Origin of the sequence: Dethiosulfovibrio faecalis (assembly GCF_021568795.1) — a bacterium.
In the GTDB taxonomy this organism is placed as follows: domain Bacteria; phylum Synergistota; class Synergistia; order Synergistales; family Dethiosulfovibrionaceae; genus Dethiosulfovibrio; species Dethiosulfovibrio faecalis.
Genome location: NZ_JAKGUE010000007.1, coordinates 21,857 through 46,956, shown reverse-complemented (window position 1 = coordinate 46,956; position 25,100 = coordinate 21,857). Strand labels below are relative to the sequence as shown.

Genomic DNA, 25,100 nt, shown 5'->3' with positions numbered 1-25,100 from the left:
ACTAAACCCTGGCGGCGACGTAGTTGGTGAGGTCCGACACGAGCTTGACAGCCTCCATGGCCTCCTCGGGAACCTCGAGGCCGTAGGCGTCCTCCAGCTCCATCACTATGTCCACCACGTTCATCGAATCGGCACCGAGGGCCTCCAAATCGCCGTCTGCCGGTACGTCCTCCATCGATATGCCCAGCTCGGTGGCCACGGCCTGACGCACCTTAAGCTCTATATCCGCTCTGCTCATCTCTTTTTTCCTCCTTAATTCAACGGTCCGGGTCGAGCCATCCCAGGTCTTCCAGGACCTTTTCCATGTATTCCGCTACGGCGGTATGTCCTCTGTCGTTCCAGTGGACCCCGTCGAAATAAAGCGTTCCCAGATCCTCCCTCCGAGAAAGATACTCCCTCAGGTCCAGAAAGGGAATCCCCATATCGGAACAAAAATCGTCCCTCAAAAGATCCTGGCACATGTCCAGGGTGGGGCCGTAGCCCTCGGAGAAGGCCCTCCAGTTTTCGTTTAGGGCGTCGAGAGGGCCCTTGTCCTCTCCGTCCCTGAGACACTGCTCCAATCCTGCTGCGGATAGGACCGCCACCTTGGCTCCCGATGCCTCGGCGATTTTCAGGATTTTCCGGTGGTTGTCCATGACCACCTCCAGAGCCTCGTTCCGTTTTTCCTCGGAAAAGGTCTTGAGGACGTCCCCAAAGGCCCTCCTGTAGAAATCCCGTCCTTTTCCCTGATAGTATAGGCAGCTGTGCATCATGGCAATCTGAAGAGGGGTCTGGACGGAGTTCATGCCCCATAAAAACTTCAGGGGCCAACGACTTTCCCTGTTCCACCTGTGCCCCATGGCGTAGGCCATGGACAGATCGTTGCCTCCAAAGCGCAACAATACCACGTCCGGCCGAACCGACTCCATCAGCTCGCCATCCCACAGCAGCCGATGCTGCTCCGACGAGTAGCCCGGATGGCCGCCGTTTATCACCTCCCACCGTCCCGGACGACTCCGGTCCAGCGAATCCTGCAGCACCCTGCGCCAGACCATGTCCTCCCGGGAGAGCTTCACCCCGAAGATCTCCGATTCTCCTATTACGACCAGTCTTTTTCTGCCCTCGAGGGGTTCGGGCCCTCTCAGGCCCCACCGATTTATGGAGACGCAGCGGGAACGGTAACCCCTGAGAAGCCTGCTGTCCATGGGGCCGTCGTCCTTCACTACGAACTCCCTGTATCTGTAATCGCCGTAGATTCTGGGCCTGTAGGGGATGCCGTAACGGTGTCTGTAGGAGTATCGGGAAAGTATCTCAGCCGTGACCGTGACCACCGCTCCGGCGGAACAGAAAGTGCCTATCAAAGCGATCCCTCCCGGTCGGATCTGACCAGATCCATCAGCATCGTGCCCCGCGGTGGGAGCAGCTTTATCTCCTCCCACAGAGGCTCGCCGGTTCTCTGAAGCAAGAGGCCGTCCGCCCCCTGAAACCAACGGGGAAGATATCCTCCCAGGCGAAATCCCATCTCCCGGACGACCTCCACGGATCGATCTATGCCCGGAAGTAGGGGCATCTGCAACATTATCGTATCGAGGATTCCCAGTTTCGCCAGAGATTCTTCCATCGTGTCGGCCAGATTTTCGCCCAAATCGGTCACGGTGACATAGGCCACTCCGGCCACGGGAAACACGATGAACTTCAAGGAGGCATCTTTGCCCGGAGGCGTTTCGCCTCTTCGAAACTCTCTTGGGAACCCCTCCGACAGGGCCAGGAGGGCCGATTCATACCGACTCGGCAGCCAGGTATCCAAGGGAGACAGCCCCGGTCTCTCCATGAAACTCATGACACAGCTCACCCTGCCGGAGACGGAGAACAGCTCGTCGTGACCGTAGGCCACTCCGGGAAGGAGGTTCAGAGCCAAAGCGCAATGACGGTGCCCCATTCGAAGGTCGATCCTCTGGGAACGGTCGTGGGCCGTTGTGCTCTCGGTGTAGCGGGCCTCCCATCCCAGAGAGGGCAAAACCTCGTCTGTGATGGCCTTCGCCAACATAGAAGCCGCAGGAGAGGACCTGAACTCAGGCAGAACCATGAGCCCCATGAGCTCGTAGAGGCCGGGATTCCACGCGGATCTGGACGCGACGGCCTGCCCGATCACCCGGTCTCCGGAAAAGGCCAGCAAGGTAACCTGGTCGCCCTCTCTGTCGGCCTTGAGAATCGCCTCGGAATCGTAGACCACCGGTGCCGGGAAATCGTCGCCGTATATGGCCCTGTAGAGCTTCGGAACCTCTCCGGCCGAGCTCTCTTCCAGTCTTCTTATGCCTATCTCCGGTCCATTCGCCAAGCCATACACCTCCTCGTCAAGTTATTATCCCCTTTAAAGCCCTCACGAACTCCTCCATCACCGGCAAGGTCGAAAGGGTCACCCTTATCTGATTGGGGGCACGAAAGCCCGTCATGGAACGGATCATTATGCCCCTTCGCATCAGTTTTCTGTACGCCAGGGTATCACTCATGGGAAGTGACGCAACCGCGAAGTTACCCTCCCTCACGGTGTGGGGCAGACCCATGTCGGACAGTTCCTCCAGGAGATATTCCCGGGCCTCGCGACACATCCTCCTGGTGGCCTCTATATGGGGTCCGTCGTCGGACAGGGCAGCCATCGCCGCCACCTGTGCCGGACCGTTCACCGAGTAGACAACGCAGGTCCTCCGGATGTCGTCCACCACCCTCCTGTCGCCGAACAGGTAGCCGATGCGGAGCCCGGCCAGACCGTACATCTTGGAGAAGGTGCGAAACACCACCAGGTTGGGGTAATCGTCCAGCATGGAGACTGTCCTGGGAAAGTCGGATGCCTCTACGAACTCCATGTAGGCCTCGTCCACCACGACTATGCAACGGCCGTTCACCCTGTCCAGAAAGGACCTGAGCTCGTCCTCGGACCAGTAGGTCCCGGTGGGGTTGTTGGGATTGCACAGGAAGAGGACCTTGGTTCTCTCGTCCATCGCAGCGAGCATGGCCTCTCCGTCGAAACGATCGTCCTTCAGAGGAAGCACCCTCGCCTCGAAGCCGGAGAACAGGGCCACCCACTCGTAGACGGCGAAGGTTCTGTCGGCCGTGACGATGTTGTCCCCCTCCTGACAGAAGGCCTTGATGACGAAGGCTATCACCTCGTTGGCACCGTTGCCCACGATGAAGCAGTCCGGATCCAGACCCAGCCTCTCTCCCAGAAGACAGCGAAGGTGATAGGCGTCTCCGCTGGGATATACCGAGGCCTCCGAAGGGGGCCAGTCGTCCAATACTTTCCTCGCCGCCTCGGGGGGGCCCAGAGGATTTTCGTTGTTGTTGAGCCTGTGGAGCCTCTCGCAACGGTACAGACGACACAGGACGTCGTCGGGACGACTGGGTATATAGGCCTCGAATTCCCTGACGTGATCCGGGACCAACCGATCCATAGGGGGAAAGGGAACCCTCACCTCGGACCCTCCATAACGAGCAGGTCTCCCCTGCCTCCCCAGGGGATCAGGACCTTGGGAATGAAGCCCGCTTCCAGCGCGCTTTGGGCCATATAGGCGAAGTCGGGCCGTCCCAGATCCAGATGAAAAGACACGGACCGAACGCCCCTCTCGGTCAGGGCGTAGAGATGGGCCAGGAGATTTTCTCCGACGTCGTTACCGGCCAAAAGAGGCTCTATCACAGCAGAGCCGTCCACCTCGGTGGAGACGGCCAGAAGGGATTTTTCGTCCAGTCCTTCCCGTCGCTCCGCCGAACGGATATCCCTCGGGAGCTCCAGACGGTCCACCCCGTCCTCCACGAAGGGACGGAGGTCGTCCGGAACCCAGATCAGGGCGCCGTTGTCCTCCCTGAGCTGTCGAAAAAGGGCCCCTCCCGGCGAGGAAAGAGGCTCGAAATATCCCTCGGGCACGTCGGAAACGGGTCGATCGACCACTATGCCCATGGCGTCGCTCTTGCCAAGGGTCCTCAATGCCTCCTCGACCAGTTCTCTGCCCACCGACGAAAAACAAAACGGCCCTCTGAGCTCTATGACCCTTCCCATGGGCCTCCAGAGGACGAGCCCTCCCAGCCGTCCTCTAGGGGAACGGGCCACCAGAGCCCCTATAAGACCCAGCTCCAGGGAGCGGGCCATAAGTCCCGCTTTTTTGAGATCTCCGCCGCGACCGTAACGCTCCTCCACCTGGGCCGCCAGATGAGGCCACTCGTCCGGCCTGGGGATCCCTATCTCCATCGGCTCGTCTTGATCGGGATAGAGGGGTTCCGCCGAGACCTCCCTGTACTCCCTCTCCCTCTCGAAGGATATGACCGCCAGATCCCCCTTCTCCAGGGAGACCCCCATCCTGTGGGCCGATCTCGCCGCCAGGACCAGACCCATCCTGTCTGGATCGTCCGATCTCGAGGTCATGTTGAAGGCCTCCAGGGGAAGCCTTTCCCGAGGGACTCTGCATTCCACCCTTATGGATACCCCTCTGTCGGAACAGACCACCTCCATGGCTCCTCCCCCCCCGGAGGAACCGGCGAAGGCCAGTATCTCCTCCGCCGCCAAGGCGAGTCCCAGCTGTCCTCTACGGTCCAGGCCGAAGGCCTCGGAGGCCCTCTCCACCACGGAGGTCGCCACTGGGATCATGGCGATCTCGAATGGGACAGAAACGGAAACCTCTCGTTCCATGAAAAAACACCTCCCGATTTAAGCACCAATCTTCACGATTATAACCTCATGGAGGTACAATATCGATGGAATATCACCTATATAGGAGGGGATACCCTTGGAAGCAGTCAAGAAAATCGCCCTGGTGGCCCACGACAGCAGGAAGAAGGACCTGATACGATGGGCTAAAAGACACAGGGAGCAGCTGACGGCTCATCGGCTATGCTCCACCGGAACGACCGGAGCCCTTCTGGAGGCGGCGTTGGGTCTTCCGATAGACAAGCTGAAATCGGGACCTCTCGGAGGAGATCAGCAGCTCGGAGCCAGAATAGCCTGCGAGAGACTGGACGCCATCGTTTTTCTGTGGGATCCGCTCAACACCCAGGCCCACGATTCGGACATAAAGGCACTGCTACGCATAGCGACCTTATACAACATCCCCATGGCCTGCAACATGGCCTCGGCGGACTTCCTATTCTCTTCGCCTCTGATATCCCTGCCATACGACAACGAACACAGGGATTTCGACGCCCATCAACAGGCGCGAAACGAGGCGATCATAGAGGAATACCAGAAGGAGGAAGAACGATGAAAAGAGGGGGACTCATGCCGCTAGACCTCTTCGGAAAAACGGAGATAAGACGTCCTTCGATCGAGAGGCCCGCCGAAGACGACCGATCCATAGAGAGGCTGTCCCTCTCCATAAGAGCTCAGGGCCTCTCGGAGGACCTGGAGGCCCTGGTCTCCGACGGCAGCGGTTCAATGGACAAAGTGGGAGAACACGCAGACGGGATCGCCGAGTCCCTCTGCGACCTTGACCGTATAACGGGACGACTTAGCGAAGAGGTAACGAAAATAGGCGAACTGCATCACGGCTCCGCCGAGATACTTAAGGAGATAGCCCAAGGAGGTGCCTCCGTGAGGGAGAAGGCGGAGAAGAACAGGGATCTCGCCGTCGACACGGAGAAGGCCAACGAAAGGGTCGAGACGACCGCCAGGGCCCTGGGCGAGGCCATAGAGAAGATGGTCTCCGTCAGCGGAGACATAGGCCGTTTCGTAAACGTCATAGCGGGGGTCGCCACCCAGACCAATCTGTTGGCCCTCAACGCCGCCATAGAGGCCGCCAGAGCGGGAGAGCACGGGAGAGGCTTCGCCGTCGTGGCGGAGGAGGTTAGGAAGCTGGCGGAGGAATCCTCCCTGGCGGCCAAGCAGATCGGCGATCTGGCCCACTCCATAGAGGAACTGGCCCAAAGGGGACAGGAGAGGATCTCCGAGGCGGATCGGTCCGTCTCGGAGGCGGGAAAACAGGCCAGAGAGAGCAGACTCAACCTGGAGTCCATGCTGGACGATCTGGTCAAGGTGCAAAACAGCCTGGAGACCGCGTCCTCCAACGTGAACGACCAGGCCGAAGGGGTGGAGACCTTCGTGGCATCCCTCCAGGAAACCGCGTCGGTGGTCACCCAGGAATCGATCAGGGTGGAGTCTCTCGCCGCCGCCATAGGAGAACAACGGGTCATAATGAGATGCCTGGAGAAGAGGACCTCGGACCTGAGCCCCATCGCCCGAGACCTGGAGAGAGAGGAACTCCCCCTCAATGGACATCCGTCGGTGAGATCGATATTGGACGACGGCAGGCTCAAGGTGGCCATGTTGGACACCGACTACGGCCTGTTCCACTTCGATCTGCACGGCAGCCCTAAGGGATTCGACGTCGATCTGTCCCACGCGATAGCGGAGGTGATAGGAGTCCCCCTGGAGATAGTGCCCGTTCCCCAGGGAAACGGCGAGGCCGGGACCAGGTCGGGAATACTGGACCGAGGCCTCTGGGGAGAGGATGTCCACATAATGGCGTCCGCCGTGACCAAGACCGTCGAAAGAGGCGAAAAGGTCCTGTTCTCGCCCCTCTCCTTCGCCAGCGGCCAGTGCGCCGTGTCCACCTCGGACAGAGGACTTACCCATCTGAGAGACCTTAAGGGAAAGACCCTGGCGGTTCACGGAGGACTCACAGGAGCCGACCTGGCCCGGGAACTGTTCCCCGACGGCAGCATAATTGAGAAGGACAATTGGGACGACATCTTCCAGGCGGTGAAAAAAGGCGAGGCCGACGGTGCCATAGTCGAGACACCGGTCTTTCTACAGTACGGCTCTAACGACCCATCTCTCGTCATGGTGGGATCCCAGATGGACCGGGAAAACTACGGGGTGGTCATGCCCCTGACGACCTCCTCGGACCTTTACGACCTTATAGCCCAAGTGATAGAGAAGAAGAGAGACGAACTGGAACGCCGCTGGTTCGGAAAGGGCTTGCAAAAAAGTTAGCACCTTCTTATACTTAAGGGCTGCACCATCGGGAAAGGAGAGATACAAACTATGAGAAAATTTTTTCTATGGTCCCTGACGGCGGCCCTATGTCTGACCGCCGGAGCGGCCTTGGCAAGTCCTACTCTTCACGTGGCGGTGAGCATACTGCCTCAGAAATTCTTCGTCGAGAAGATCGGGGGAAGCTACGTGGACGTGACCACCGTGGTTCCCAAAGGGGCAAGCCCTGCAACCTACGAGCCCAAGCCCTCCCAGATGGCCGAGCTGTCCAGCTGTTCACTCTGGTTCACGATCGGCGTTCCCTTCGAGAGAGCCCAGAAGGACAGGCTGCTGGCGACCCTGCCGGATCTCAAGGAGGTCCCCACCTACCAAGGGGTCAAGCTTTACCCCATAGAGGGAGCCGACCACGACCACGGAGCACTGGATCCCCACATATGGCTCTCCCCGCCGGAGGTAATGCTCCAGGTCAGGTCCATCGCCATGGCTCTGGCCGAGGCGGACCCTCCTCGAAGCGACGTCTATATGAGCAACTACATAAAGTTCGCCGCAGAGCTGGCTGATCTGGACCGCCATCTGGCCCAGGAGCTCGCCCCCCTGAAGGGCAGGTCCTTCATGGTGTTCCACCCGTCCTGGGGCTACTTCGCCAGGGCCTACGGACTCAGACAGAGGGCGGTGGAGCTGGAGGGCAAGGAACCCAAACCGGCGGAGCTGGGACGGCTGGTCGAGCTGGCGAAGAACGAGGGGATAGACACGATATTCGTACAGCCTCAGTTCTCCACCGCCGCAGCTAAGACGCTGGCAGAGACGCTCAAAGGCGAGGTGGCACCTATGGACCCCCTCGCAGAGGACTGGGACTTCAACCTCCGCAAGGTCGCCAAGGCCCTCAGAAAGGCCCTGCGGTGAATTCCGTAGAGTTCGACCGAGTTTCCTTCGGATACGAGGGGGCCCCGATCTTCGATCGGGTCTCCTTCTCCGTACCCGCCGGGGAGTTCCTTGTGGTGATAGGCCCCAACGGAGGGGGAAAGTCCACCCTCCTCCGGCTTATGCTCGGGCTTCTCTCCCCGTCGGAGGGCAGAATCGACGTATTGGGCAAACCTCCGGGCAGGACCTCCGAGGTGGGCTACGTCCCTCAGGACGTGGAGAAGAGCCTCTCCATGCCTGTGACGGTAAGAAGGGTGGTCTCCATGGGCAGACTGGGGGCCGGATCCGGAGACGACGACTCGATCGACCGGGCCATGGAAGCCATGGACCTGACCCCCCTTTCGGACAGGCCGGTCGGATCCCTGTCCCAGGGGCAAAGACAGAGGACCCTCATAGCCAGAGCTCTGGCCAGCGAGCCCAAGCTCCTGCTTTTAGACGAACCTCTGGCCAGCGTCGACCCCGACGCCAGAAAATCCATCTTCGACAGCCTCAACGAAGCAGCGAAGGGACGAACGGTCATAGTGGTAAGCCACGACTACTCGATAATACCGGCCTGTGCCTCCGCGGTAGCCTGCGTGGACCGAAGCGTCTACTACCATGGCGGAGGGGAGCTGACCGAGGAGCTATTCTCCAAGGCCAGCTGTTCCTGTCCGGTGGAGATAATAGGACACGGCCTTCCCCACAGGGTGTTGGGGGAACATCGCCATGATTGATCTTCTGCAATACGAGTTCATGAGAAACGCCCTGGCGGCGGCGGTCCTGGCCAGCCTGGTATCGGGGATACTGGGACCTATCACAGTCATAAGGCGTTCTGTAATGACCACCGGAGGGGTGGCCCACGGCGCCTACGGCGGACTCGGCCTGGCGTGGTTCATGGGATGGCCCCCAAGGGCGGGGGTCTACGGCGCCGCATTGATACTGGCCGGAATCGCCACCTATCTGAACAGAAAGGCCCCGGACAGATCCGACTCGATCATGGGGATCCTCTGGGCGGTAGGTATGGCGGTGGGGATAATCTTCACCGACCTGACCCCGGGATACGGAACCGAGCTGACCAGTTACCTCTTCGGAAGCATATTGACCGTGTCCTCCTCCGACCTGGCTGTGATGGCCTGTCTGGCCCTGGCGTCTGTCGGACTGACGATCTTTCGCTATTCCTCCATCGAGGCCTTTCTCTTCGACGAAACCTACGCCGCCACCAGAGGCATCCCGGTCGGCAGGCTGGACTGGATCCTGACGGTCCTGACCTCCCTGGCGGTAGTAGCGGTCATAAGGGTGGTCGGTCTGATACTGGTCATAGCCCTTTTCACCATACCTTCCGCTCTGACCGAGAGGGGCTCCCGATCGCTGGCGTCGATGATGGTCCGATCCACCCTGGCGGCTGGAACCTTCTGCATGGCCGGTCTGTGGCTATCGGTGCGATTCGACGTCACCGCCGGGGCCGCCATAGTCCTCATAGCCGCTCTGAGCTGCCTTGCGGCATATGGAATGAAATCGTTACGCTGAGGGAACTCTATCGTTACGTCGAGAGAACAGAATGGGGACGACCTCCTAGGAGGCCGTTCCCATTCTTTTTCAGAGGTGATTCGCGGTGACATTTACGAGAGGGAGACGCTTTTTAGCTAAGTTCGTCCTTGCGACGGCAATGGTGACGGTCCTGGCGGGAGGAGCCTGGGCCGATAGGGCAAAGTACGTCTTTTTGATGATAGGCGACGGCATGGCCATGCCCCAGAGAAACGCGGCGGAGATATACCTGGCCTCCATGGCCGGCAAGGACGCCAGACCGGGAATAGTCAAGCTGGCCATGAGCACCCTTCCCGCCCAGGGGTTCTGCACCACCTACTCGACCAACTCGATCATAACCGACTCGGCGGCGGCCGGGACGGCTCTGGCCACGGGAAACAAGACCAAGTCGGGGGTCATAGCCATGAACCCCACCGGCACGGAGTCCCACGAGACCATCGCCGAGATGGCCCATAAGAGGGGTATGAAGGTCGGTATCATATCGTCCGTGTCCATAGAACACGCCACCCCCGCCTGTTTCTATTCCCACAACGAGTCCCGCAACGACTACTACGATCTGGCCCGTCAGCTTCCCGAAAGCGGCTTCGAGTACTTCGCCGGAGGCGGTTTCAAGAAACCCAAGGGTCCCAAGGGAGATCAGCCCGACGTCATGGGAATCATAGAGAAGGCGGGCTACAGGGTAACCGAGACGACCGAGGACTTCCGGAAACTCTCCAAAGAGGACGGCAAGATCGTGGCGATCAACCCCGTGTTGTGGTCCGGCAAGGCCATGCCCTACGCCGTGGACGAGACGGACCGGTCCATCTCCCTGGCCGACTTCACCGCCAAGGGTATAGAGCTCCTGGACAATCCCGAAGGCTTCTTCATGATGGTCGAGGGCGGCAAGATAGACTGGGCCTGCCACGCCAACGACGCCGTCTCCTCCATAGGCGACACCATAGCCTTCGACGAAGCGGTCAAGGTAGCCCTCGACTTCTACAACGACCACCCCGAGGACACCCTGGTGGTGGTGACCGGAGACCACGAGACCGGAGGTCTCACCATAGGCTTCGCAGGAACCAAGTACGACACCTTCTTCGGCAAGCTGGACGGACAGAAGATGTCCTACGAGGCGTTCGACCTCGTCCTGGCCGACTACAGGAAGTCCACCGGCGGCAAGGGATCCCTGGAGGCCTTCTTTCCCCAGGTGGAGAAGGCCTTCGGCCTCAGCCTGAAGGGACAGGACGCCGTTACCGGATCGGAGCTCGACTCGCTCAAGAAGGCCTTCGCCGAGAGCATGAAGGGAGCCGAGGAAAGGTCCGAGGACCAGGAGACCTACCTTCTCTACGGAGGCTACGAGCCCTTCTCAATAGCCCTGACCCATCTTCTCAACCGCAGGGCCGGTTTGGCCTGGACCAGCTACGCCCACACAGGCGTACCGGTTCCGGTAAGCGCCGTCGGGGTTGGACAGGAGACCTTCAACGGCTACTACGACAACACCGACGTGTTCCGCAAGATGACATCCGCCATGGGCCTCTAAGCCCCTTTTCTTCCCCCCCCCTGAAAGGGGAGGGACGAGCCCGACGGGCTCGTCCCTCCCTTTACTTATGGAGAAAACACGAAAGGAGCAAACGACATGCTGAGACATTTCTACCGGTGGTTTCTGGACGGCACGTCGACGAAAGACCTGGCCTTCACCGCCCTGATATCGCTTATATGTGCGGCCCTCTGGACTATGCCCACCGGCTTCGAGGACAAGCTGGACGGAAACGTTGGACATTACAGGGGCAGGGTGATCGCCGTCGATAACTCCACGGTGGTTCAGTGCGGCATAATCAAGACCGGAGACCAGGGACTGACAGTGAGGATAGAGGAAGGCCCCTTCGGGGGACGGACCGTGGAGGGAAGCAACGTGCTGAGCGGCAAGCTCGAGCTGGACAGCTTCTACGCCCCGGGAGACAGGGTGCTTCTGGACATCACAACCGTCGACGGGAAAATCGCCGGGGTACACGCCTCGGGAAAATACAGGCTGGGAGTGGAGGCTCTGCTGCTGCTTCTATTCGCGGCCACCCTGGCGGTGGTGGGAGGTTTCACCGGGGTGAAGGCCATGGTGTCCTTCCTCTTCTCGGCCCTTATGATCTGGAAGGTCATGATCCCCCTGTTCCTCAAGGGATGGGACCCGGTGCTCGTGGCCTTCGGGGTGGTATCGGCACTGACCTTCGCCATAGTATTCCTGGTAGCCGGTTTCGACCGCAGAGGGGCCACGGCCTGGATCGGCGCAATGGCGGGACTGGGACTAACCTGTCTTCTGGCGAAGGTCTTCTCCGGCCCCTTCGGGATCCACGGAGCCGTGAGGCCCTTCTCGGAGATGCTGCTCTACTCGGGCTATCCACATCTCGACCTTACCAGGATCTTTCTGGCGGGAATCTTCCTGGCCTCGTCGGGTGCCGTCATGGACCTGGCTATGGACATATCCGCCGCCGTGGCGGAGGTCAAGGAACACAGGCCCGATATAGACAGATGGAGGCTGTTCAAGTCGGGGCTCAAGGTGGGAAGGGCCGTCATAGGGACAATGACCACCACGCTGCTGCTGGCCTACTCGGGAGGATACCTGACGATGATGATGGTGTTCATGGCCCAGGGGATACCTATGTCCAACATATTGAACGTCAACTACGTGGCGGCGGAGATACTCCACACCATGGTGGGAAGTTTCGGCCTGGTCACTGTGGCCCCTCTGACCGCCCTCACAGGGGCCTTCGTCCATTCCCGAACGGATCAGATCTGAGCCGAGAATAGATCGTTCAGATCGGATCTTCCCTTGAGAACGTCCAGACAGGCTCCTACCGCGTCGGGGTCGTATAAAAAGCTGCGACCCCGTCTTATCTCGTCCAGAGCCGCCAACAGTCCCAGTCCGGCCCGATAGGGACGATGAGATGTCATGGCCTCCACCACGTCGGCGACGGCGAGAATACGGGCTTCGGGAAGAATCTCGCCGGACCAAAGATGTCTGGGATATCCGGAACCGTCGAGCCTTTCGTGATGCTGCGAAACTATCGTAGCCACAGGCCAGGGGAACTCGATGTTCGAGAGTATCTCCTCTCCCAGCTGGGGATGTTCCTTTATTATCTCGAACTCCAGCTCGGAAAGCTCTCCCGGCTTGTTCAGTATCTCCGCCGGAACCCTTATCTTTCCGAGATCGTGGACCAAAGCCGCTATCCTCAATCCCTTTCTGCTCTCTTCGTCCATGCCCAGCCTTTCGGAGATCATGTCGGACAGCACCGCCACGTTTCTCTGATGGCGGGCCGTGTAGGGATCCCTGACCGCCAGCATATCCCCCATGGTCTTTATGCTGCTCTCGAAGGTCCGATGGAGCACGTCGTAGTTGGCCTTTATGGACCGTTCCCCTTCGTGGCGCTCCAGAGCGGCGGATATTATGCTGCTGAAGACGTAGAAGTCGGTGATCCTGTCAGAACCGAAATCGTCCGTCTCGGAGCGAAACAGGGATATCATCCCTCTGAGTTCCCCCCGGATGAAAAGAGGATAGACGTAGGCCTCGCCTCCGCCCAATAGCTCGAACAGCCTCCGCTCCATACAGGCCCTGGCGGGGATGGCGTCTCCGTTTCCTATCATCACGACATCGTCCACCTGGAGGCGATGCCAGAGCCAGGGGATATCCCTCGAGGAGACGTTCTCTACGAGATGGCCCAGATCGGGGTTCAAAGGGCCCCCGTGCCACCATATGGACCTCACCATATCTCCTGCGGGATCGAACTGAACGAGGTTACAGTGGGATGCCCTGAAAAAGGACCCGAAGTCCTCGAGAGCCTGTCTCAGGGAACCGTCTATATCGCTCGAGGGAAAGACGAAACGATAGGACACCCTGGAGAGCAGGTTCTGGAGGGTAGAGTGATACCTCAGCCTCTCCTCGTCCCTTTTTCTCTCGGTTATATCCCTGTAGCCGCAGTAGGCGAAGGTTTTATTCCCGAAAAGGAAGGGAGACGCGTGGATGGAAACAGGTAGGACGCTACCGTCGGTCCTGGTGCGTTTGGTATCGTACACGAAAGGCTCTCCGCTGAAGAGCTTCCTGGTCATCCTCTCTGCGTCTATCTGTATTCCCGGAGCCCTTCCGACTATGTCGTTTATGGCCGTCCCCCGCACCGATTCGGGGTCGCACAGAAACATGCGGCAGAAGGACCCGTTGACCTGGATTATCCTGTCCCGATTGTCCAAAAAGGCGATCCCTTCCGGCGACTCCTGAAACAGGGCCTCCCAGAAGCTCTTGCTCTTCTCCAGCTCCTCGGTCCTCCTGGCGACCTCCAGCTCCAGTCGTTCCTCCCACTCGGACCGCTCCGCCAGCTCCTGTTGAAGCGCGGCGTAGGCCCTCTCGAGGCCCTCCAACCTGGGGTCGTCTCCGTTTTGGGCCTCGGAGTCCCTTCTTCCAGTTACGTCCACCATGGACAACAGATAGGACCTTATGCCGTCGATTCCGGTTATGGGGGTGACGCTGAGCTCGACCCATATGGACGAGCCGCCTTTTCCCACATATCGTCTCTCCAGCCTGGACACGCCTTTCATATAAAGGACCTTCTGATCCTCTACGGTAGGGACAGGAACATCCTCTTCTCCGTGGCCCCACCAGGGATAGGGAGGAACGGCGCCAAGCACCTCCGACTCGTCGTAGCCGGACATGTCCAGAAAGGCCCGATTCGCCAGGACGACCTTCAGGTCTCTGGACAGGACCAATATCGGTATGGGGGATTGAAGAAGCAGCGAAGAATGCATGTCCTCGGCCAAGGGGTCGACCTCCTCCTCTATATCTTTGGATTCAATTATACTGGCAAAAAACTTGAAACAAAAGGGCCTCCATACCCAAAAAGGCGACGCAGGTCTTCCGTAAAGCAGTGCCGTAGAGGTCCGTTTCTTCGCCCTGCCTAGAGACAACCTCTTTTACCTTATCGTTACCTCCGCTACATAGGTTCGTTACACAACCGTCCTATACTGACGTCACAGCCCGAGGGAAAGGTTACCCTCGCTAGATCATCCAAGGAGGATCTGTATAAGATGAAAAAATCGGCTATCGCACTGGCACTGGCGGCAACTCTGTCTCTGGTCGGATCGGCTTTCGCCGGCGACCTGGTAATCAAGGGCTCCACCACCGTACTTCCCATAGCTCAGTCCGCGGCGGAGAAGTTCATGGAGAGCAATTCGGACGTGGCGATAACCGTGTCCGGCGGAGGAAGCGGAAACGGCATCAAGGCAATAATCGACGGAACCACCGACGTGGCCAACGCATCTCGATTCATCAAGAACAAGGAAGTTTCGGCGGCGGTTGAAAACGGAACCTACCCCGTTCCCTTCGCAGTAGCGATGGACGCCCTGATCCCGGTGGTGCACCCCTCCAACCGGATCAAGGACCTTTCCATCGAACAGCTCAAGAAAATCTATAAAGGCGAGATAACCAACTGGAAGGAAGTCGGGGGAGCCGACGCCAAGATCGCGGTGGTGGGACGTGACACCAGCTCGGGGACCTACGAGGTCTGGGAGAGCAAGATCATGAACAAAGACAGGGTGACCCAGAGAGCCCTTGTGGTGGCCTCCAACGGAGCCATGGTTCAGACCGTAGCCAAGAATAAATTGGCCATAGGCTATATCGGCCTCGGATACCTGGACAAGTCGGTCAACGCCCTGACCGTCGGTGGAATAGAGGGAACGGTCAAGTCCGTCCTGGACGGAGATTACCCCGTCTCCCGCTACCTCTACATGTTCACCAAGGGATGGCCCACCGGCGACACCCTCAAATTCATCAACTTCGTCCTCAGCGACGCCGGACAGGAGATCGTAGGCAACACCGGCTATATCCCCCTTCGCTGATACGGATTCAGAGAAAACTAGGATACCGGGAACTCCAGCCCGCCGCCCGAGATGGCGGCGGGCTGGAGTATATCCAGAACACGAGAGGTCTTGTCGATGGACGAAAGAATTCCGGGGTGGCTGATCACCCTGACGGCTAGCCTAAGCCTTTTCATAATGGTCTTCCTGATCTACTTCCTCGTTCAGGAAGGAATACCAACCTTACGGGAGGTCTCCCTCAAGGAACTCCTGCTGAACTTCGATTGGTACCCTACCGAAGAACCTCCGGCTCTGGGGATGGCTCCTCTGATCGTAGGATCAATGACGGTGACGCTGCTGTCCGCCGTCATGGCAGTCCCCTTCAGTTTCCTCATAGCCATATTCCTGTCCGAGGTGGCTCCGTCCTGGTTCAGGGAGATACTCAAACCGGCGCTGGAGCTGCTGGGCTTCCTGCCGTCCATAGTCCTGGGATTCCTGGGCATGGTGGTACTGGCCCCATGGCTTCAGGAGAGGTTCGACCTCCTCTCGGGACTGAACCTGTTCAACGCGTCTCTGCTGATGGGGGCCATGATAGTTCCCATAGTGGCCTCCCTGGCGGAGGAAAGCCTTCAGGCCGTTCCGAGAGAGCTGAGAGACGCCTGTTACGCCCTGGGATCCACCAGATGGGAGACGATCCGAAAGGTGGTTCTGCCCGCCGCCCTCCCGGGGCTTCTCAGCGCATCTCTGCTCGGGATAATGAGGGCTCTGGGAGAGACCATGGTGGTGCTGATGGCGGCGGGAGGAGCCGCATTGGTCCCGATATCGATCTTCGATCCGGTAAGGCCTCTGACCTCGGCCATCGCGGCGGAAATGGGGGAGACCCCGGTAGGCTCCGCCCACTATCACGCCCTGTTCTTCGCCGGACTGCTGCTGTTGGCCATGACCCTGGGGATCAACCTGGTCTCAATGTGGATAGAGAAAAAGGGAAAGGAGCGCTGGATGGCATGAGCAGAAAACTGGTTGACAGAGGCGCTTCCATTCTGCTCTGGACCTCGGCTGCCCTTCTGGTACTGGGACTGCTGTCCATACTGGCCTACCTGATGGCCAACGGAGCGGAGTCCATGAGCTGGGAGTTCATCACCAGACCTCCCAGGGACAACATGACCAAGGGCGGCATAAGCACCGCCATAATAGGAACGCTCCAACTGGTGGTCGTATCGATGGCCTTCGCCATCCCCGTCGGGGTCGCCACCGGGATATTCTTCGCCGAATACGCCACGGAGGGCCCGTTCACCACGGCGCTCAGGCTCTGCGTCCGATGTCTGGCCGGGGTCCCCTCGGTAGTATACGGTCTGTTCGGCCTCTCCCTCTTCGTGGTGTTCCTCAACTTCGGATCGTCCCTCCTGTCGGCGGGGCTTACACTGGCCTGTCTGGCTTTGCCCCTCATAGTGACGGCGTCGGAGACCGCTCTTCTGGCTGTGCCTCAGGACTTCAGGCTGGCCTCCTACGCCCTGGGGGCCAATAAATGGCAGACAGTCCGGAAGGTGGTCCTCCCGGCGGCCCTTCCAACCATACTGACCGGGGCGATACTCAGCGTCGGAAGGGTAGCGGGGGAGACGGCACCGATAATCTTCACCGGGGCGGCGTTCTTCACCCCAAAGGTGGCTACGAGTCTCTTCGACGAGGTCATGGCGCTCCCCTATCACATAATGGTCCTGGCAACGGCCGGGACCCACATAGAGCAGACCAGGCCCATACAGTACGGCACCGTGCTGGTGCTGATTCTCCTGGTCATGGGAGTAAGCTCCCTGGGGATAATACTACGGGCCCGGCTACGCCGGAACAGACGATAACTCAGAGGTGAAGGCAATGACCGGAAGGGATACCGCGATAGAGATAAAAAATCTGAACCTCCACTACGGGACGGCTCACACTTTGAAGGACATTTCCATGTCCATAAACGCCAACTCCGTGACCGCCTTCATAGGCCCCTCGGGATGCGGAAAGAGCACCTTCCTGCGGTGCCTTAACAGGATGAACGACTTTATCCCCAGCGCATCGGTCAAGGGGACCGTGCTGGTCGACGGAGAGGATATCTACTCCCAGGGAACGGACGTGATAGAGCTACGGAAAAAGGTGGGAATGGTCTTTCAGAAACCCAACCCGTTTCCCATGTCCATATACGACAACATCGCCTTCGGCCCCAGGATCCACGGCATAAAGGACCGTGACCGCCTGGACGGTATAGTGGAATCGAGCCTGAGAGGGGCGGCCCTGTGGGACGAGGTGAAGGAGAAACTCCACTCCCCGGCCAACGGCCTGTCCGGAGGACAGCAGCAGAGGCTCTGCATAGCCAGAACCATAGCCACCGAGCCGGAGGTGGTCCTTATGGACGAGCCGACCTCGGCCCTGGACCCTATGGCTACGGCCCGCATAGAGGAGCTCTGCCGCCAGCTCAGGGAAAGATACACCGTGGTAATAGTAACCCACAACATGCAGCAGGCGGCAAGGATATCGGACGACACGGCCTTCTTCCTTATGGGCGACCTGGTGGAATACGGCCCTACGGAGAAGATCTTCACCTCGCCGGAGAACAGGAAGACCGGCGATTACATAACGGGACGGTTCGGCTAGATCCGTCGGGGAGGCTATCTGATATGATGAACATAGACTCTAGAAGCCATATAGAGGAGGAGCTCGGGAACCTCAAGAGGGAGACCCTCTACCTGGCGGCCCTTGCGAGGGAGTCGCTCAACAGGGCCGTGTGGGCTCTGAAGGAAAGGGATCGGGACGCGGCGTTGGAGGTCGTCCGAAAGGACGACGAGATGGACGACCTGACCAGATCCATAGACCAGAGATGTCTCCAGTTCCTCGCCCGCTTCCAGCCCATGGGAGAGGACCTCCGAACGGTGCTGTCCATAATGCACATGGCGGTGGACATGGAGAGGATAGGCGACTACGGCGACAACGTGGCCAGGGTAGCCTTGGAGCTGTCGAACCAGCTTCCCATAAAGCCTCTCATAGATATACCCAGGATGTCCCAGCTGTTCTCTCAGATGCTGGACCAGTGCATGGAGGCTTTCGACCGGTGCGACGTCGAAAAGGCCAAGGCGGTCTTCCCCATGGACGACGACATGGACGATCTGGAGAGCCAGATCCTCAGGGAGCTGCTCTTCCTCATGATGGCCAGACCGGAGCGGATAGAACAGGCCTCCCAGCTGTTGACCGTGGCCAGGACCCTCGAAAGAGCGGGAGACAGGGTTACCAACATAGCCGAGAGGGTGGTCTACATCTGCACCGGCGATACCGTGCGATCAAGCCGCTACAGACGCCCCAGGCCAGGAAGCGAGATAGTAGACGAAGACGGGAAGACACGGAGATAATCGGAGGAGGGATCGGCCCGTGAGCTTACAGGGCAAGAGAATTTTATTGGTGGAGGACGAATCCTCCATAGTGGACGTAGTTTCACAGGCTCTGAAGAGGCACGGCTTCGACGTCATGACCGCCGACAACGGAGACGACGCCCTGGACATGCTGTATCCCGTGCTGCCCGACCTGGTGCTTCTGGACCTGATGCTCCCCGGCATGGACGGCTGGGAGGTCTGCCGTCGTATAAGGTCATCTCCGGAAAGCAGAGCTCTTCCGATAATAATGATGACGGCCAGACGGGACGAGCGGGATCTGGTACAGGGGCTCGAACTGGGCGCCGACGACTACATCCGGAAGCCCTTCTCCCTGGTGGAACTGATGGCCCGGGTGAAGTCCCTGATAAGACGCACCCAGCTCGTCCAGACCAAGCCGACAGTCTCGGTAGGAGACCTGGAGATAGACCTGGAGGGCCAGATAGCCAAGTTCAAGGGAGAGGAGATCAACCTGAGCCTCACCGAATACAGGCTGCTCCGAACCCTGGCGGAGAGACCGGGACAGGTCGTCCCGAGGGAGAGGCTCCTATCTCTGATATGGGGGGTCTATGGAGGAGACACCAGGACCGTGGACGTCCACATATCAAGACTGAGGAAGAAACTGGCCCAGGCGGGAGGAAAATCGGCTCCTACCATAACGGCCCTCAGAGGCCGGGGATACAGGATAATCGTGGAGGAATCGGATGAAAAGCCTGAAGGGTAAGACCCTGCTGGCCGCAGCGGCCGCGGTGTTGCTGACTTTCCTCGGTTCCTGGCTGCTGATGAGCCGAATAGTGGAAGATCACATCGCCGACGAGGCGGTTCGGGAACTGTCCCGACAGGCGGGGCTCGTGGCCCGGCTGGTTGAGGAAAGCGACGGAACTCTCGACCTTACCGAGTTGGCCCGGGAGCTGGAATGCAGAATCAGCCTGATAGACGAAAACGGCACTGTGCTTCGGGACACGGAGGCCTCGGTCGAGAGATTGGACAACCACAGCAACAGACCGGAGATAAAGAGGGCCTTCTCGTCAGGAGCGGGATCGGAGATAAGATACAGCAGAAGCCTGGACTCCACCATGGTCTACTCCGCCAGGGCCCTGTCTGTAAACGGAGACGTGCAGGTAGTCCGACTGGCCTACAGGCTGTCCGCCTTGGACCAGGCCGCATCGGAAGGCCGCAAAAGGCTGTTGGGGCTATCCATACTGGCGGCCCTGGCCGTTTTGGCCCTGGCCCAGTTCATGATAAGGCGGTTCTTCAGACCTCTGGAGAGGATAGTCGCGGCGGCGGACGACATAGCGACGGGAAGGGAATCCCGGTTTCCCATAATGGCCGACAGGGAGCTTCAAAGCCTGTCGGGAGCCCTGGACGACATGTCCCAGCAGCTCCACGAGGCCATGGAGGAACTGCGCCATGAAAGAGGCGATCTGGAGACCCTGATAGCCTCCATGCCGGTGGGACTGATACTTCTGGACAGGAAAAAGTCCATAAGGATGATAAACCGATGCGCCAGAGAGCTGCTGGACCTGAAGACCGGCGTACTCCTTCCAGGCAGCCTCCACCCACTGATAGACCGGGTGGCCGAATCAGGACAAGCCGACCCAGTCAATCTGGACCTGCCGGAGAGGGAACTGTTCCTTACCGTATCGGCCAAGTCCATAGAGACTGGCATACTGCTTGTCTTCCAGGACATGACGGAGGAACACAGGTTGGACCTGGCGAGGCGTAATTTCATAGCGGACGCGAGCCACGAGTTCCAGACCCCTCTGACCTCCATAGGGGTCACGGCGGAATTCCTCATGGACGAGGAGGACGGCGACGCCAGAAGACGATACCTCAACTCCATTCTGGAACAGCAGAGACGGCTGACCTCCCTTGTGGACGACATGCTGCTGCTCTCCAGGCTGGAGGCCGAGCCTCCCAAGGAAAAAAAGGAACCCCTCGACCTTGCCGAGGTCCTGTCCGAGGTGATATCGGAACACCGGTCCCACCCGATGGCCTCAGAGGTAGAGATAACTCTGGAAGCCCCCGAAAAGGCCCCCATGGTGGGACGAAGAGACGAGCTCTATCGAGCCCTGGGCAACCTAGTAGGCAACGGCGTGAAATACGTCAGAAGACGCTTCGAAAACGAGCCGGGCGGAAAGATCGCCGTGGAGCTGAAAGAGAACGAAGACCTCTGGACGGTCACGGTATCCGACAACGGAGTGGGTATAAAGGAAAGCCTGGCCTCCTCCATCTTCGAACGGTTCCAGAGGGGGGATCCCTCCAGAAGCAGAAAGAGCTGGGGACAGGGAGGATACGGCCTCGGACTGGCCATAGCCAAGAGGATAGTCGAGGGACACGACGGCAGAATCGATCTGACCAGATTCGTGGACGGAGCCACCTTCGAGGTAAACCTCCCGAAGTAAACAAATTATCGAAATGACACAGGCCCGGATATTTTTCTCCGGGCCTGTATCATTTACGAGCACCTCTAAAAACTCACGTTACTCCTATCTCCTACAGCTTCGCGAAAGAGCACATCAAAAATATTGGCATATTTACTATTCTCGTTGAGAATTTTAGAACGCTAACGTATAATCCCCTCGGGCCATGAACAAACTACCGTTTTTTCTCAAGAACTCGATCCTGAATCCGCCGAGATGACAAAACATGGTTCTTAAGATAGGGGGGAGACCAGTTATTCAATGACCTACAATAAAGAGCTTCTTTTCACATCGGCTATCGTGTTTCTCTCGGCATCTCTAACTGTGCTAACCGTTTTAGGACCAATTTTTTTCAGCTTTCCCGTATTCATAAACGTCAACATATCCGGGACGGCCCTTTTCTCCATTGCCCTCGGACCTTTAGCAGGTGCGATATGGGCCATTTTTTTGAACCTAATTTCAAGCACTTTCAGGATGGGAAACGGCATAATAGGCTACCTTGTGGTCTCTAAAGCCATAGAAGCGGCATTTATCGGTTGTTTATTAAAAGATAAATCAAAATCTTGGTGGGCTCCTTTTATCTGTGCTATGGTCCTTGCCGCAGTCCAAAAACCCATCAGTTCGACTTTGGCCTATTTTTTTGGTGGATTTAGCATATCAATAGGTTATTGGAGCTGGCTATCGGACGAAATGGCATTTTACCTCTCAGGCCCTATAGTGACATCCTTTTTTAGCTACATGTTTTCCTGTTACTTAGCCTATTCGATTTTCACATCTCTATATTTAAAGATAAAAAAAGGAGATAAGATCTAGAATGATAAAATTTTTTTTGTCGATAACCATGATCTGTTTCGCCGTCACAGGAGCTATAGCCGACTCGTTACCCTTAATTTCGGCAAAAGAAGCGTCTAAAATTCAACCGGTACAGTTCGTGGACGTTCGTCCGGAACACCAGTTCATCGGCTGGGATACCGAGAATGGCAAGGGCGGCCATATAGGAGGAGCCAAAGATTTCCCCCTCAGCTGGTTCGACCTGGCGAAAAACCCCGAAGACCTGGATAACGAACTGGCCCGGCGGGAGTTAAAGAAAGATATGGACACCGTGCTGTACGGTAACGATACCCTAGGATCGGACGCCTACGATCTGTTCGTAGGCGCGGGGTTCAAGCACGTCAAGATTCTCGATGGAGGACTCGAAAAGTGGATCGAATCGGGGCATACCGTAAAAAAGATGGCCCGATACGAGATGCTCGTCTATCCCGAATGGATCGAGGAACTCGTGAACGGACGGTCTCCGAAGACCTTTAAGGGCGGAGATTTTCGCATAGTAGAGGTTAATCTACCTTTCGAGAAAGACGATTTCCTCAGAGGACACATCCCCGGCGCCATAACGGTCGACGACACTATCAACCACGTCAGAGGGGTCAGGATCCTAGCCGATTATCAATCTATTCCGATGACGGAGCAGCTCAAATTCTGGAATCGCCCTACTGACGATAACATAAAGAAAAGACTCGAAGCCATGGGAATCACCTCGGATACCACGGTAATCCTCTACGGTTCGGTAGCCGCGACTACGGCAGCCTACAGAGCCGGTATGATAATGCATTACGCCGGAGTAAAGGACATTCGCTTTTTAAACGGTGGCAAACCCCTTTGGGAGCTTGAGAACCTACCGCTGGAAAAAGGAGAAAATGAATGGACCGCCGTGGATGATTTTGGAGTCCAAATTCCTCAAAACCCCGAGGTTTTGATCGATTACGACGAAGAGCTCGCCATGGTGAAAAACCCCGATGCCGTCATCGCCTCCATAAGAAGCTGGCCCGAATATCTGTGTAAGATAAGCGGCTATACCTACATCGGAGAAGCTGGAGATATCGCGAAATCTAGATTTGGATACGCCGGATCCGACCCTTACGCTATGGAAGACTATCGGAACCTGGATAACACCATGTTTAACTACGAATTGATAGCGGACAGATGGAAGAAATGGGGAATAACTCCAGATAAAGCTGTCTCTTTCCACTGTGGAACCGGATGGAGGGCCAGCGAAACCTATTTTTACGCCTACGCCATGGGTTGGGATAATATAAGAGTTTACGACGGCGGCTGGTACGAGTGGCACAAGAAAAAAGGCAGTCCCAGAAAAGACAAGGGATTACCGGAAGACGCTCCAGAGAGAAAACCAAACTCTTTCTTCAAGACCACCTCTAAAAAGTGAGACCATATCATCCCCCGCAAAATCGCCCCACCTGGAACCTCCGCCGCTCTGACGTATTTTCGAGCAGGCTTTATCAAGACGACCTTACGAAGAACCTGCGTTTTTAGACATACTCTTAATCCCGTAAAAAGCGAGGGAAATTCCCCTCGCTTTTTTTCGTATCTAAGAGGTTATACTATATCGTAGTGATCGTCACTCCTACACTATAAGGGGGTTTTTTTATGAGCTCTTTCGACACGTCCGTTCTCTACGAAGATGGTAACCACAGATACCTCCACCTAGGCTGGGAGGAAAAGGAAGAGAAAAGCATCGTCCAGACCAACCAGTACATGATAATCCACGACGGCGAGGTCGTTCTGATGGATCCCGGCGGAGCCCACGTGTTTCCCAGGGTCCTGGCCAACGTGGCGGAGATAGTGGACATCGGTTCGGTCAGCCAGATATTCTACTCCCATCAGGACCCCGACGTATCCTCCGGCATAACCCTATGGCTCTCCATAGCGGAAAGGGCCAAGGCCCATATATCGGAACTCTGGACCAGGTTCCTCCCCCACTTCGGCATCTACGAGACGAGCCGGATCGTAGCCATACCTGACGGAGGAGGCGACCTCACGTTGAGGGATGGGACGAAGCTGCCCTGCATCCCCTCCCATTTCCTTCACTCCACCGGGCAGTTTTCCCTCTACGACCCCACGTCCAGGATACTCTTCTCCGGAGATATCGGAGCCGCCGTATTCCCCGAGGGGAAGAGGTATCCCACCGTGGAGAGCTTCGACGACCACCTCAGGTATATGGAGGGATTCCATAAACGCTATATGGCCTCCAACTCGGCCTGCCGTCGCTGGGTCGATTCGGTCTCGAAGTTGAAGGTGGACGCCATAGCCCCTCAGCACGGCGCGGTCATAAAGGGCGACGACGTGGACAGATTCCTGAACTGGTTCGGGAACCTGAAATGCGGCGTCGACATCATGGACCAGCTCTTCCGATAGGGAGGCCCCGGTATGGACAAAAGGGAAAGAGAGCTGATAGCAAGACTGTCGTCGGCCTACTTCGGGAACACCCTGATGAACTCCTTCATGGACCAGCTGGACGAGGCCCTGGTAAGACGGGTCAACAACGTCCAGGGGGAGCTTTCGGACATATCCGACGACTTCCAGAAGCTAGACGCCATGCTGGCCGACACCGTAGGGGAATTTCAGAAAAGCAGCGCCCACGCCAGGGAGAACGTGGAGTCCATAGGCAAGATGAACCAGGAACTGGAGGAGGAACTTCACCGTTCCGGCACGGACATAGAGAACATGAGCTCCGACGTGAACAAGACGGTTGAGACCACCTACGAGACCTTAAACGGTTTCCTGGAGGTGGAGAAGATATCCGAGGAGATCACCAGGATAGCGAAACAGACCAACCTGCTGGCCCTCAACGCCTCCATAGAAGCGGCCAGAGCGGGGGAACACGGCAGGGGATTCAGCGTCGTAGCGGAGGAGGTCCAGAAGCTGTCGGTCCAGACCAAGGAGGCGTCGGACAAGATAACCGACAGGGTCTCCGAGATTTCCGGATCGGTCAAAGACGCCATGGACAACGTACGCCGGGTAAGCGAGATGTTCGACGTGGTGAGAAACTCCCTGTCCAGTTTTATGTCCTTCCTGGAGGAGAACAGGTCCTTCATGGACGACATCACCGTGATGCTGGACGGATCGGGAGAGAAGATGTCCGAGGGATCCAGGGAGATAGCCCACTCCGTGGGGGTCATGAAGGAGGCCATAGACCGCTTCGACGCCATGGCGGCCATAATATCCTCCATAGTCAGGGCCCAGAAGAACCTTCAGGACCTTCGCCTCTGA

The 25,100-nt window shown here is 57.8% G+C and carries 24 protein-coding genes; 18 read left to right on the top strand and 6 right to left on the bottom strand.

The features are described 5' to 3' along the window. Position 1: 1 nt before the first annotated feature. From L2W58_RS06805 to L2W58_RS06785, 5 genes are read right to left on the bottom strand one after another with little or no spacing between them, the layout of a single operon-like run. Positions 2 to 238 carry an acyl carrier protein gene (locus tag L2W58_RS06805; RefSeq protein WP_236102601.1) on the bottom strand — a complete coding sequence of 79 codons (237 nt, stop codon included), beginning with the start codon at positions 236 to 238 and terminating at the stop codon, positions 2 to 4. Positions 239 to 257: 19 nt separating this feature from the next. Then, complete coding sequence (locus tag L2W58_RS06800) at positions 258 to 1,340, bottom strand: SGNH/GDSL hydrolase family protein (protein ID WP_236102600.1); 1,083 nt, start codon at positions 1,338 to 1,340, stop codon at positions 258 to 260. Next, complete coding sequence (locus L2W58_RS06795) at positions 1,337 to 2,317, bottom strand: GNAT family N-acetyltransferase (RefSeq protein WP_236102599.1); 981 nt, start codon at positions 2,315 to 2,317, stop codon at positions 1,337 to 1,339. The genes L2W58_RS06800 and L2W58_RS06795 overlap by 4 nt, the downstream gene beginning before the upstream one ends. 16 nt (positions 2,318 to 2,333) lie before the next feature. Next, positions 2,334 to 3,449, bottom strand: coding sequence for a histidinol-phosphate transaminase (gene hisC, locus L2W58_RS06790; RefSeq protein WP_236102598.1), 1,116 nt, complete (start codon positions 3,447 to 3,449; stop codon positions 2,334 to 2,336). Further along, on the bottom strand, positions 3,446 to 4,657 hold the full coding sequence (locus L2W58_RS06785) for a hypothetical protein (protein WP_236102597.1): 1,212 nt from the start codon (positions 4,655 to 4,657) through the stop codon (positions 3,446 to 3,448). The genes hisC and L2W58_RS06785 overlap by 4 nt, the downstream gene beginning before the upstream one ends. Positions 4,658 to 4,754: 97 nt before the next feature. Here L2W58_RS06785 and L2W58_RS06780 point away from each other — a divergent pair, with 97 nt between their 5' ends. The 7 genes from L2W58_RS06780 to L2W58_RS06750 all read left to right on the top strand — a co-directional run bounded on the left by L2W58_RS06780 (position 4,755) and on the right by L2W58_RS06750 (position 12,167). After that, on the top strand, positions 4,755 to 5,228 hold the full coding sequence (locus L2W58_RS06780; protein WP_236102596.1) for a methylglyoxal synthase: 474 nt from the start codon (positions 4,755 to 4,757) through the stop codon (positions 5,226 to 5,228). Continuing rightward, positions 5,225 to 6,955: a methyl-accepting chemotaxis protein gene (locus tag L2W58_RS06775; RefSeq protein ID WP_236102595.1), complete on the top strand. Its 1,731-nt coding sequence runs from the start codon at positions 5,225 to 5,227 to the stop codon at positions 6,953 to 6,955. Before L2W58_RS06780 ends, L2W58_RS06775 begins: the two co-directional genes overlap by 4 nt. 51 nt (positions 6,956 to 7,006) lie before the next feature. Beyond that, on the top strand, positions 7,007 to 7,858 hold the full coding sequence (locus tag L2W58_RS06770) for a metal ABC transporter solute-binding protein, Zn/Mn family (protein WP_236102594.1): 852 nt from the start codon (positions 7,007 to 7,009) through the stop codon (positions 7,856 to 7,858). Beyond that, positions 7,855 to 8,589: a metal ABC transporter ATP-binding protein gene (locus L2W58_RS06765; protein WP_236102593.1), complete on the top strand. Its 735-nt coding sequence runs from the start codon at positions 7,855 to 7,857 to the stop codon at positions 8,587 to 8,589. The genes L2W58_RS06770 and L2W58_RS06765 overlap by 4 nt, the downstream gene beginning before the upstream one ends. Next, positions 8,582 to 9,382 (top strand): metal ABC transporter permease, encoded by an 801-nt coding sequence (locus tag L2W58_RS06760; RefSeq protein WP_236102592.1) that lies wholly within the window; start codon positions 8,582 to 8,584, stop codon positions 9,380 to 9,382. Before L2W58_RS06765 ends, L2W58_RS06760 begins: the two co-directional genes overlap by 8 nt. 85 nt (positions 9,383 to 9,467) lie before the next feature. After that, positions 9,468 to 10,919 (top strand): alkaline phosphatase, encoded by a 1,452-nt coding sequence (locus L2W58_RS06755; protein WP_236102591.1) that lies wholly within the window; start codon positions 9,468 to 9,470, stop codon positions 10,917 to 10,919. Between the two features lie 96 nt (positions 10,920 to 11,015). Then, complete coding sequence (locus L2W58_RS06750) at positions 11,016 to 12,167, top strand: YibE/F family protein (RefSeq protein ID WP_236102590.1); 1,152 nt, start codon at positions 11,016 to 11,018, stop codon at positions 12,165 to 12,167. Here the strand turns inward: L2W58_RS06750 and L2W58_RS06745 are convergent. Next, positions 12,158 to 14,176, bottom strand: coding sequence for an HD domain-containing phosphohydrolase (locus tag L2W58_RS06745; RefSeq protein WP_236102589.1), 2,019 nt, complete (start codon positions 14,174 to 14,176; stop codon positions 12,158 to 12,160). The two genes, L2W58_RS06750 and L2W58_RS06745, sit on opposite strands and share 10 nt — an antisense overlap. A 267-nt stretch (positions 14,177 to 14,443) precedes the next feature. On the opposite strand from L2W58_RS06745, the gene L2W58_RS06740 reads away from it, so the two are divergent. The 11 genes from L2W58_RS06740 to L2W58_RS06690 all read left to right on the top strand — a co-directional run bounded on the left by L2W58_RS06740 (position 14,444) and on the right by L2W58_RS06690 (position 25,100). Further along, positions 14,444 to 15,253 carry a phosphate ABC transporter substrate-binding protein gene (locus L2W58_RS06740; RefSeq protein ID WP_236102588.1) on the top strand — a complete coding sequence of 270 codons (810 nt, stop codon included), beginning with the start codon at positions 14,444 to 14,446 and terminating at the stop codon, positions 15,251 to 15,253. Between the two features lie 96 nt (positions 15,254 to 15,349). After that, positions 15,350 to 16,219 (top strand): phosphate ABC transporter permease subunit PstC, encoded by an 870-nt coding sequence (gene pstC, locus L2W58_RS06735; protein ID WP_236102587.1) that lies wholly within the window; start codon positions 15,350 to 15,352, stop codon positions 16,217 to 16,219. Further along, positions 16,216 to 17,064, top strand: coding sequence for a phosphate ABC transporter permease PstA (gene pstA, locus L2W58_RS06730; protein ID WP_236102586.1), 849 nt, complete (start codon positions 16,216 to 16,218; stop codon positions 17,062 to 17,064). Before pstC ends, pstA begins: the two co-directional genes overlap by 4 nt. Before the next feature lie 16 nt (positions 17,065 to 17,080). Further along, the gene (gene pstB, locus L2W58_RS06725) at positions 17,081 to 17,845 is read left to right on the top strand and encodes a phosphate ABC transporter ATP-binding protein PstB (protein WP_236102585.1); all 765 of its coding nucleotides are present in this window, start codon (positions 17,081 to 17,083) and stop codon (positions 17,843 to 17,845) included. Positions 17,846 to 17,871: 26 nt separating this feature from the next. Continuing rightward, on the top strand, positions 17,872 to 18,594 hold the full coding sequence (phoU, locus tag L2W58_RS06720) for a phosphate signaling complex protein PhoU (protein WP_236102584.1): 723 nt from the start codon (positions 17,872 to 17,874) through the stop codon (positions 18,592 to 18,594). Positions 18,595 to 18,613: 19 nt separating this feature from the next. After that, positions 18,614 to 19,336, top strand: coding sequence for a response regulator (locus L2W58_RS06715; RefSeq protein ID WP_236102583.1), 723 nt, complete (start codon positions 18,614 to 18,616; stop codon positions 19,334 to 19,336). Beyond that, positions 19,317 to 21,017, top strand: a complete 1,701-nt coding sequence (locus tag L2W58_RS06710; protein WP_236102582.1) for a sensor histidine kinase — start codon at positions 19,317 to 19,319, stop codon at positions 21,015 to 21,017. Before L2W58_RS06715 ends, L2W58_RS06710 begins: the two co-directional genes overlap by 20 nt. 279 nt (positions 21,018 to 21,296) lie before the next feature. Further along, a complete protein-coding gene (locus tag L2W58_RS06705; RefSeq protein ID WP_236102581.1) occupies positions 21,297 to 21,848 on the top strand; it encodes a hypothetical protein in 552 nt (183 codons plus the stop codon). A gap of 1 nt (position 21,849) precedes the next feature. Continuing rightward, positions 21,850 to 23,256: a rhodanese-like domain-containing protein gene (locus L2W58_RS06700; RefSeq protein ID WP_236102580.1), complete on the top strand. Its 1,407-nt coding sequence runs from the start codon at positions 21,850 to 21,852 to the stop codon at positions 23,254 to 23,256. A 221-nt stretch (positions 23,257 to 23,477) separates the two neighbouring features. Then, on the top strand, positions 23,478 to 24,245 hold the full coding sequence (locus tag L2W58_RS06695; protein ID WP_236102579.1) for an oxygen-binding di-iron domain-containing protein: 768 nt from the start codon (positions 23,478 to 23,480) through the stop codon (positions 24,243 to 24,245). A 12-nt stretch (positions 24,246 to 24,257) separates the two neighbouring features. Beyond that, complete coding sequence (locus L2W58_RS06690) at positions 24,258 to 25,100, top strand: methyl-accepting chemotaxis protein (RefSeq protein ID WP_236102578.1); 843 nt, start codon at positions 24,258 to 24,260, stop codon at positions 25,098 to 25,100.

Bases quoted from the DNA above. Each gene is read 5' to 3' on its own strand.
- L2W58_RS06805 (WP_236102601.1), bottom strand. From the start codon at position 238: ATGAGCAGAGCGGATATAGAGCTTAAGGTGCGTCAGGCCGTGGCCACC.
- L2W58_RS06785 (WP_236102597.1), bottom strand. From the start codon at position 4,657: ATGGAACGAGAGGTTTCCGTTTCTGTCCCATTCGAGATCGCCATGATC.
- L2W58_RS06775 (WP_236102595.1), top strand. From the start codon at position 5,225: ATGAAAAGAGGGGGACTCATGCCGCTAGACCTCTTCGGAAAAACGGAG.
- L2W58_RS06770 (WP_236102594.1), top strand. From the start codon at position 7,007: ATGAGAAAATTTTTTCTATGGTCCCTGACGGCGGCCCTATGTCTGACC.
- L2W58_RS06760 (WP_236102592.1), top strand. From the start codon at position 8,582: ATGATTGATCTTCTGCAATACGAGTTCATGAGAAACGCCCTGGCGGCG.
- L2W58_RS06750 (WP_236102590.1), top strand. From the start codon at position 11,016: ATGCTGAGACATTTCTACCGGTGGTTTCTGGACGGCACGTCGACGAAA.
- L2W58_RS06740 (WP_236102588.1), top strand. From the start codon at position 14,444: ATGAAAAAATCGGCTATCGCACTGGCACTGGCGGCAACTCTGTCTCTG.
- pstC (WP_236102587.1), top strand. From the start codon at position 15,350: ATGGACGAAAGAATTCCGGGGTGGCTGATCACCCTGACGGCTAGCCTA.
- pstA (WP_236102586.1), top strand. From the start codon at position 16,216: ATGAGCAGAAAACTGGTTGACAGAGGCGCTTCCATTCTGCTCTGGACC.
- pstB (WP_236102585.1), top strand. From the start codon at position 17,081: ATGACCGGAAGGGATACCGCGATAGAGATAAAAAATCTGAACCTCCAC.
- phoU (WP_236102584.1), top strand. From the start codon at position 17,872: ATGAACATAGACTCTAGAAGCCATATAGAGGAGGAGCTCGGGAACCTC.
- L2W58_RS06710 (WP_236102582.1), top strand. From the start codon at position 19,317: ATGAAAAGCCTGAAGGGTAAGACCCTGCTGGCCGCAGCGGCCGCGGTG.
- L2W58_RS06705 (WP_236102581.1), top strand. From the start codon at position 21,297: ATGACCTACAATAAAGAGCTTCTTTTCACATCGGCTATCGTGTTTCTC.
- L2W58_RS06700 (WP_236102580.1), top strand. From the start codon at position 21,850: ATGATAAAATTTTTTTTGTCGATAACCATGATCTGTTTCGCCGTCACA.
- L2W58_RS06695 (WP_236102579.1), top strand. From the start codon at position 23,478: ATGAGCTCTTTCGACACGTCCGTTCTCTACGAAGATGGTAACCACAGA.
- L2W58_RS06690 (WP_236102578.1), top strand. From the start codon at position 24,258: ATGGACAAAAGGGAAAGAGAGCTGATAGCAAGACTGTCGTCGGCCTAC.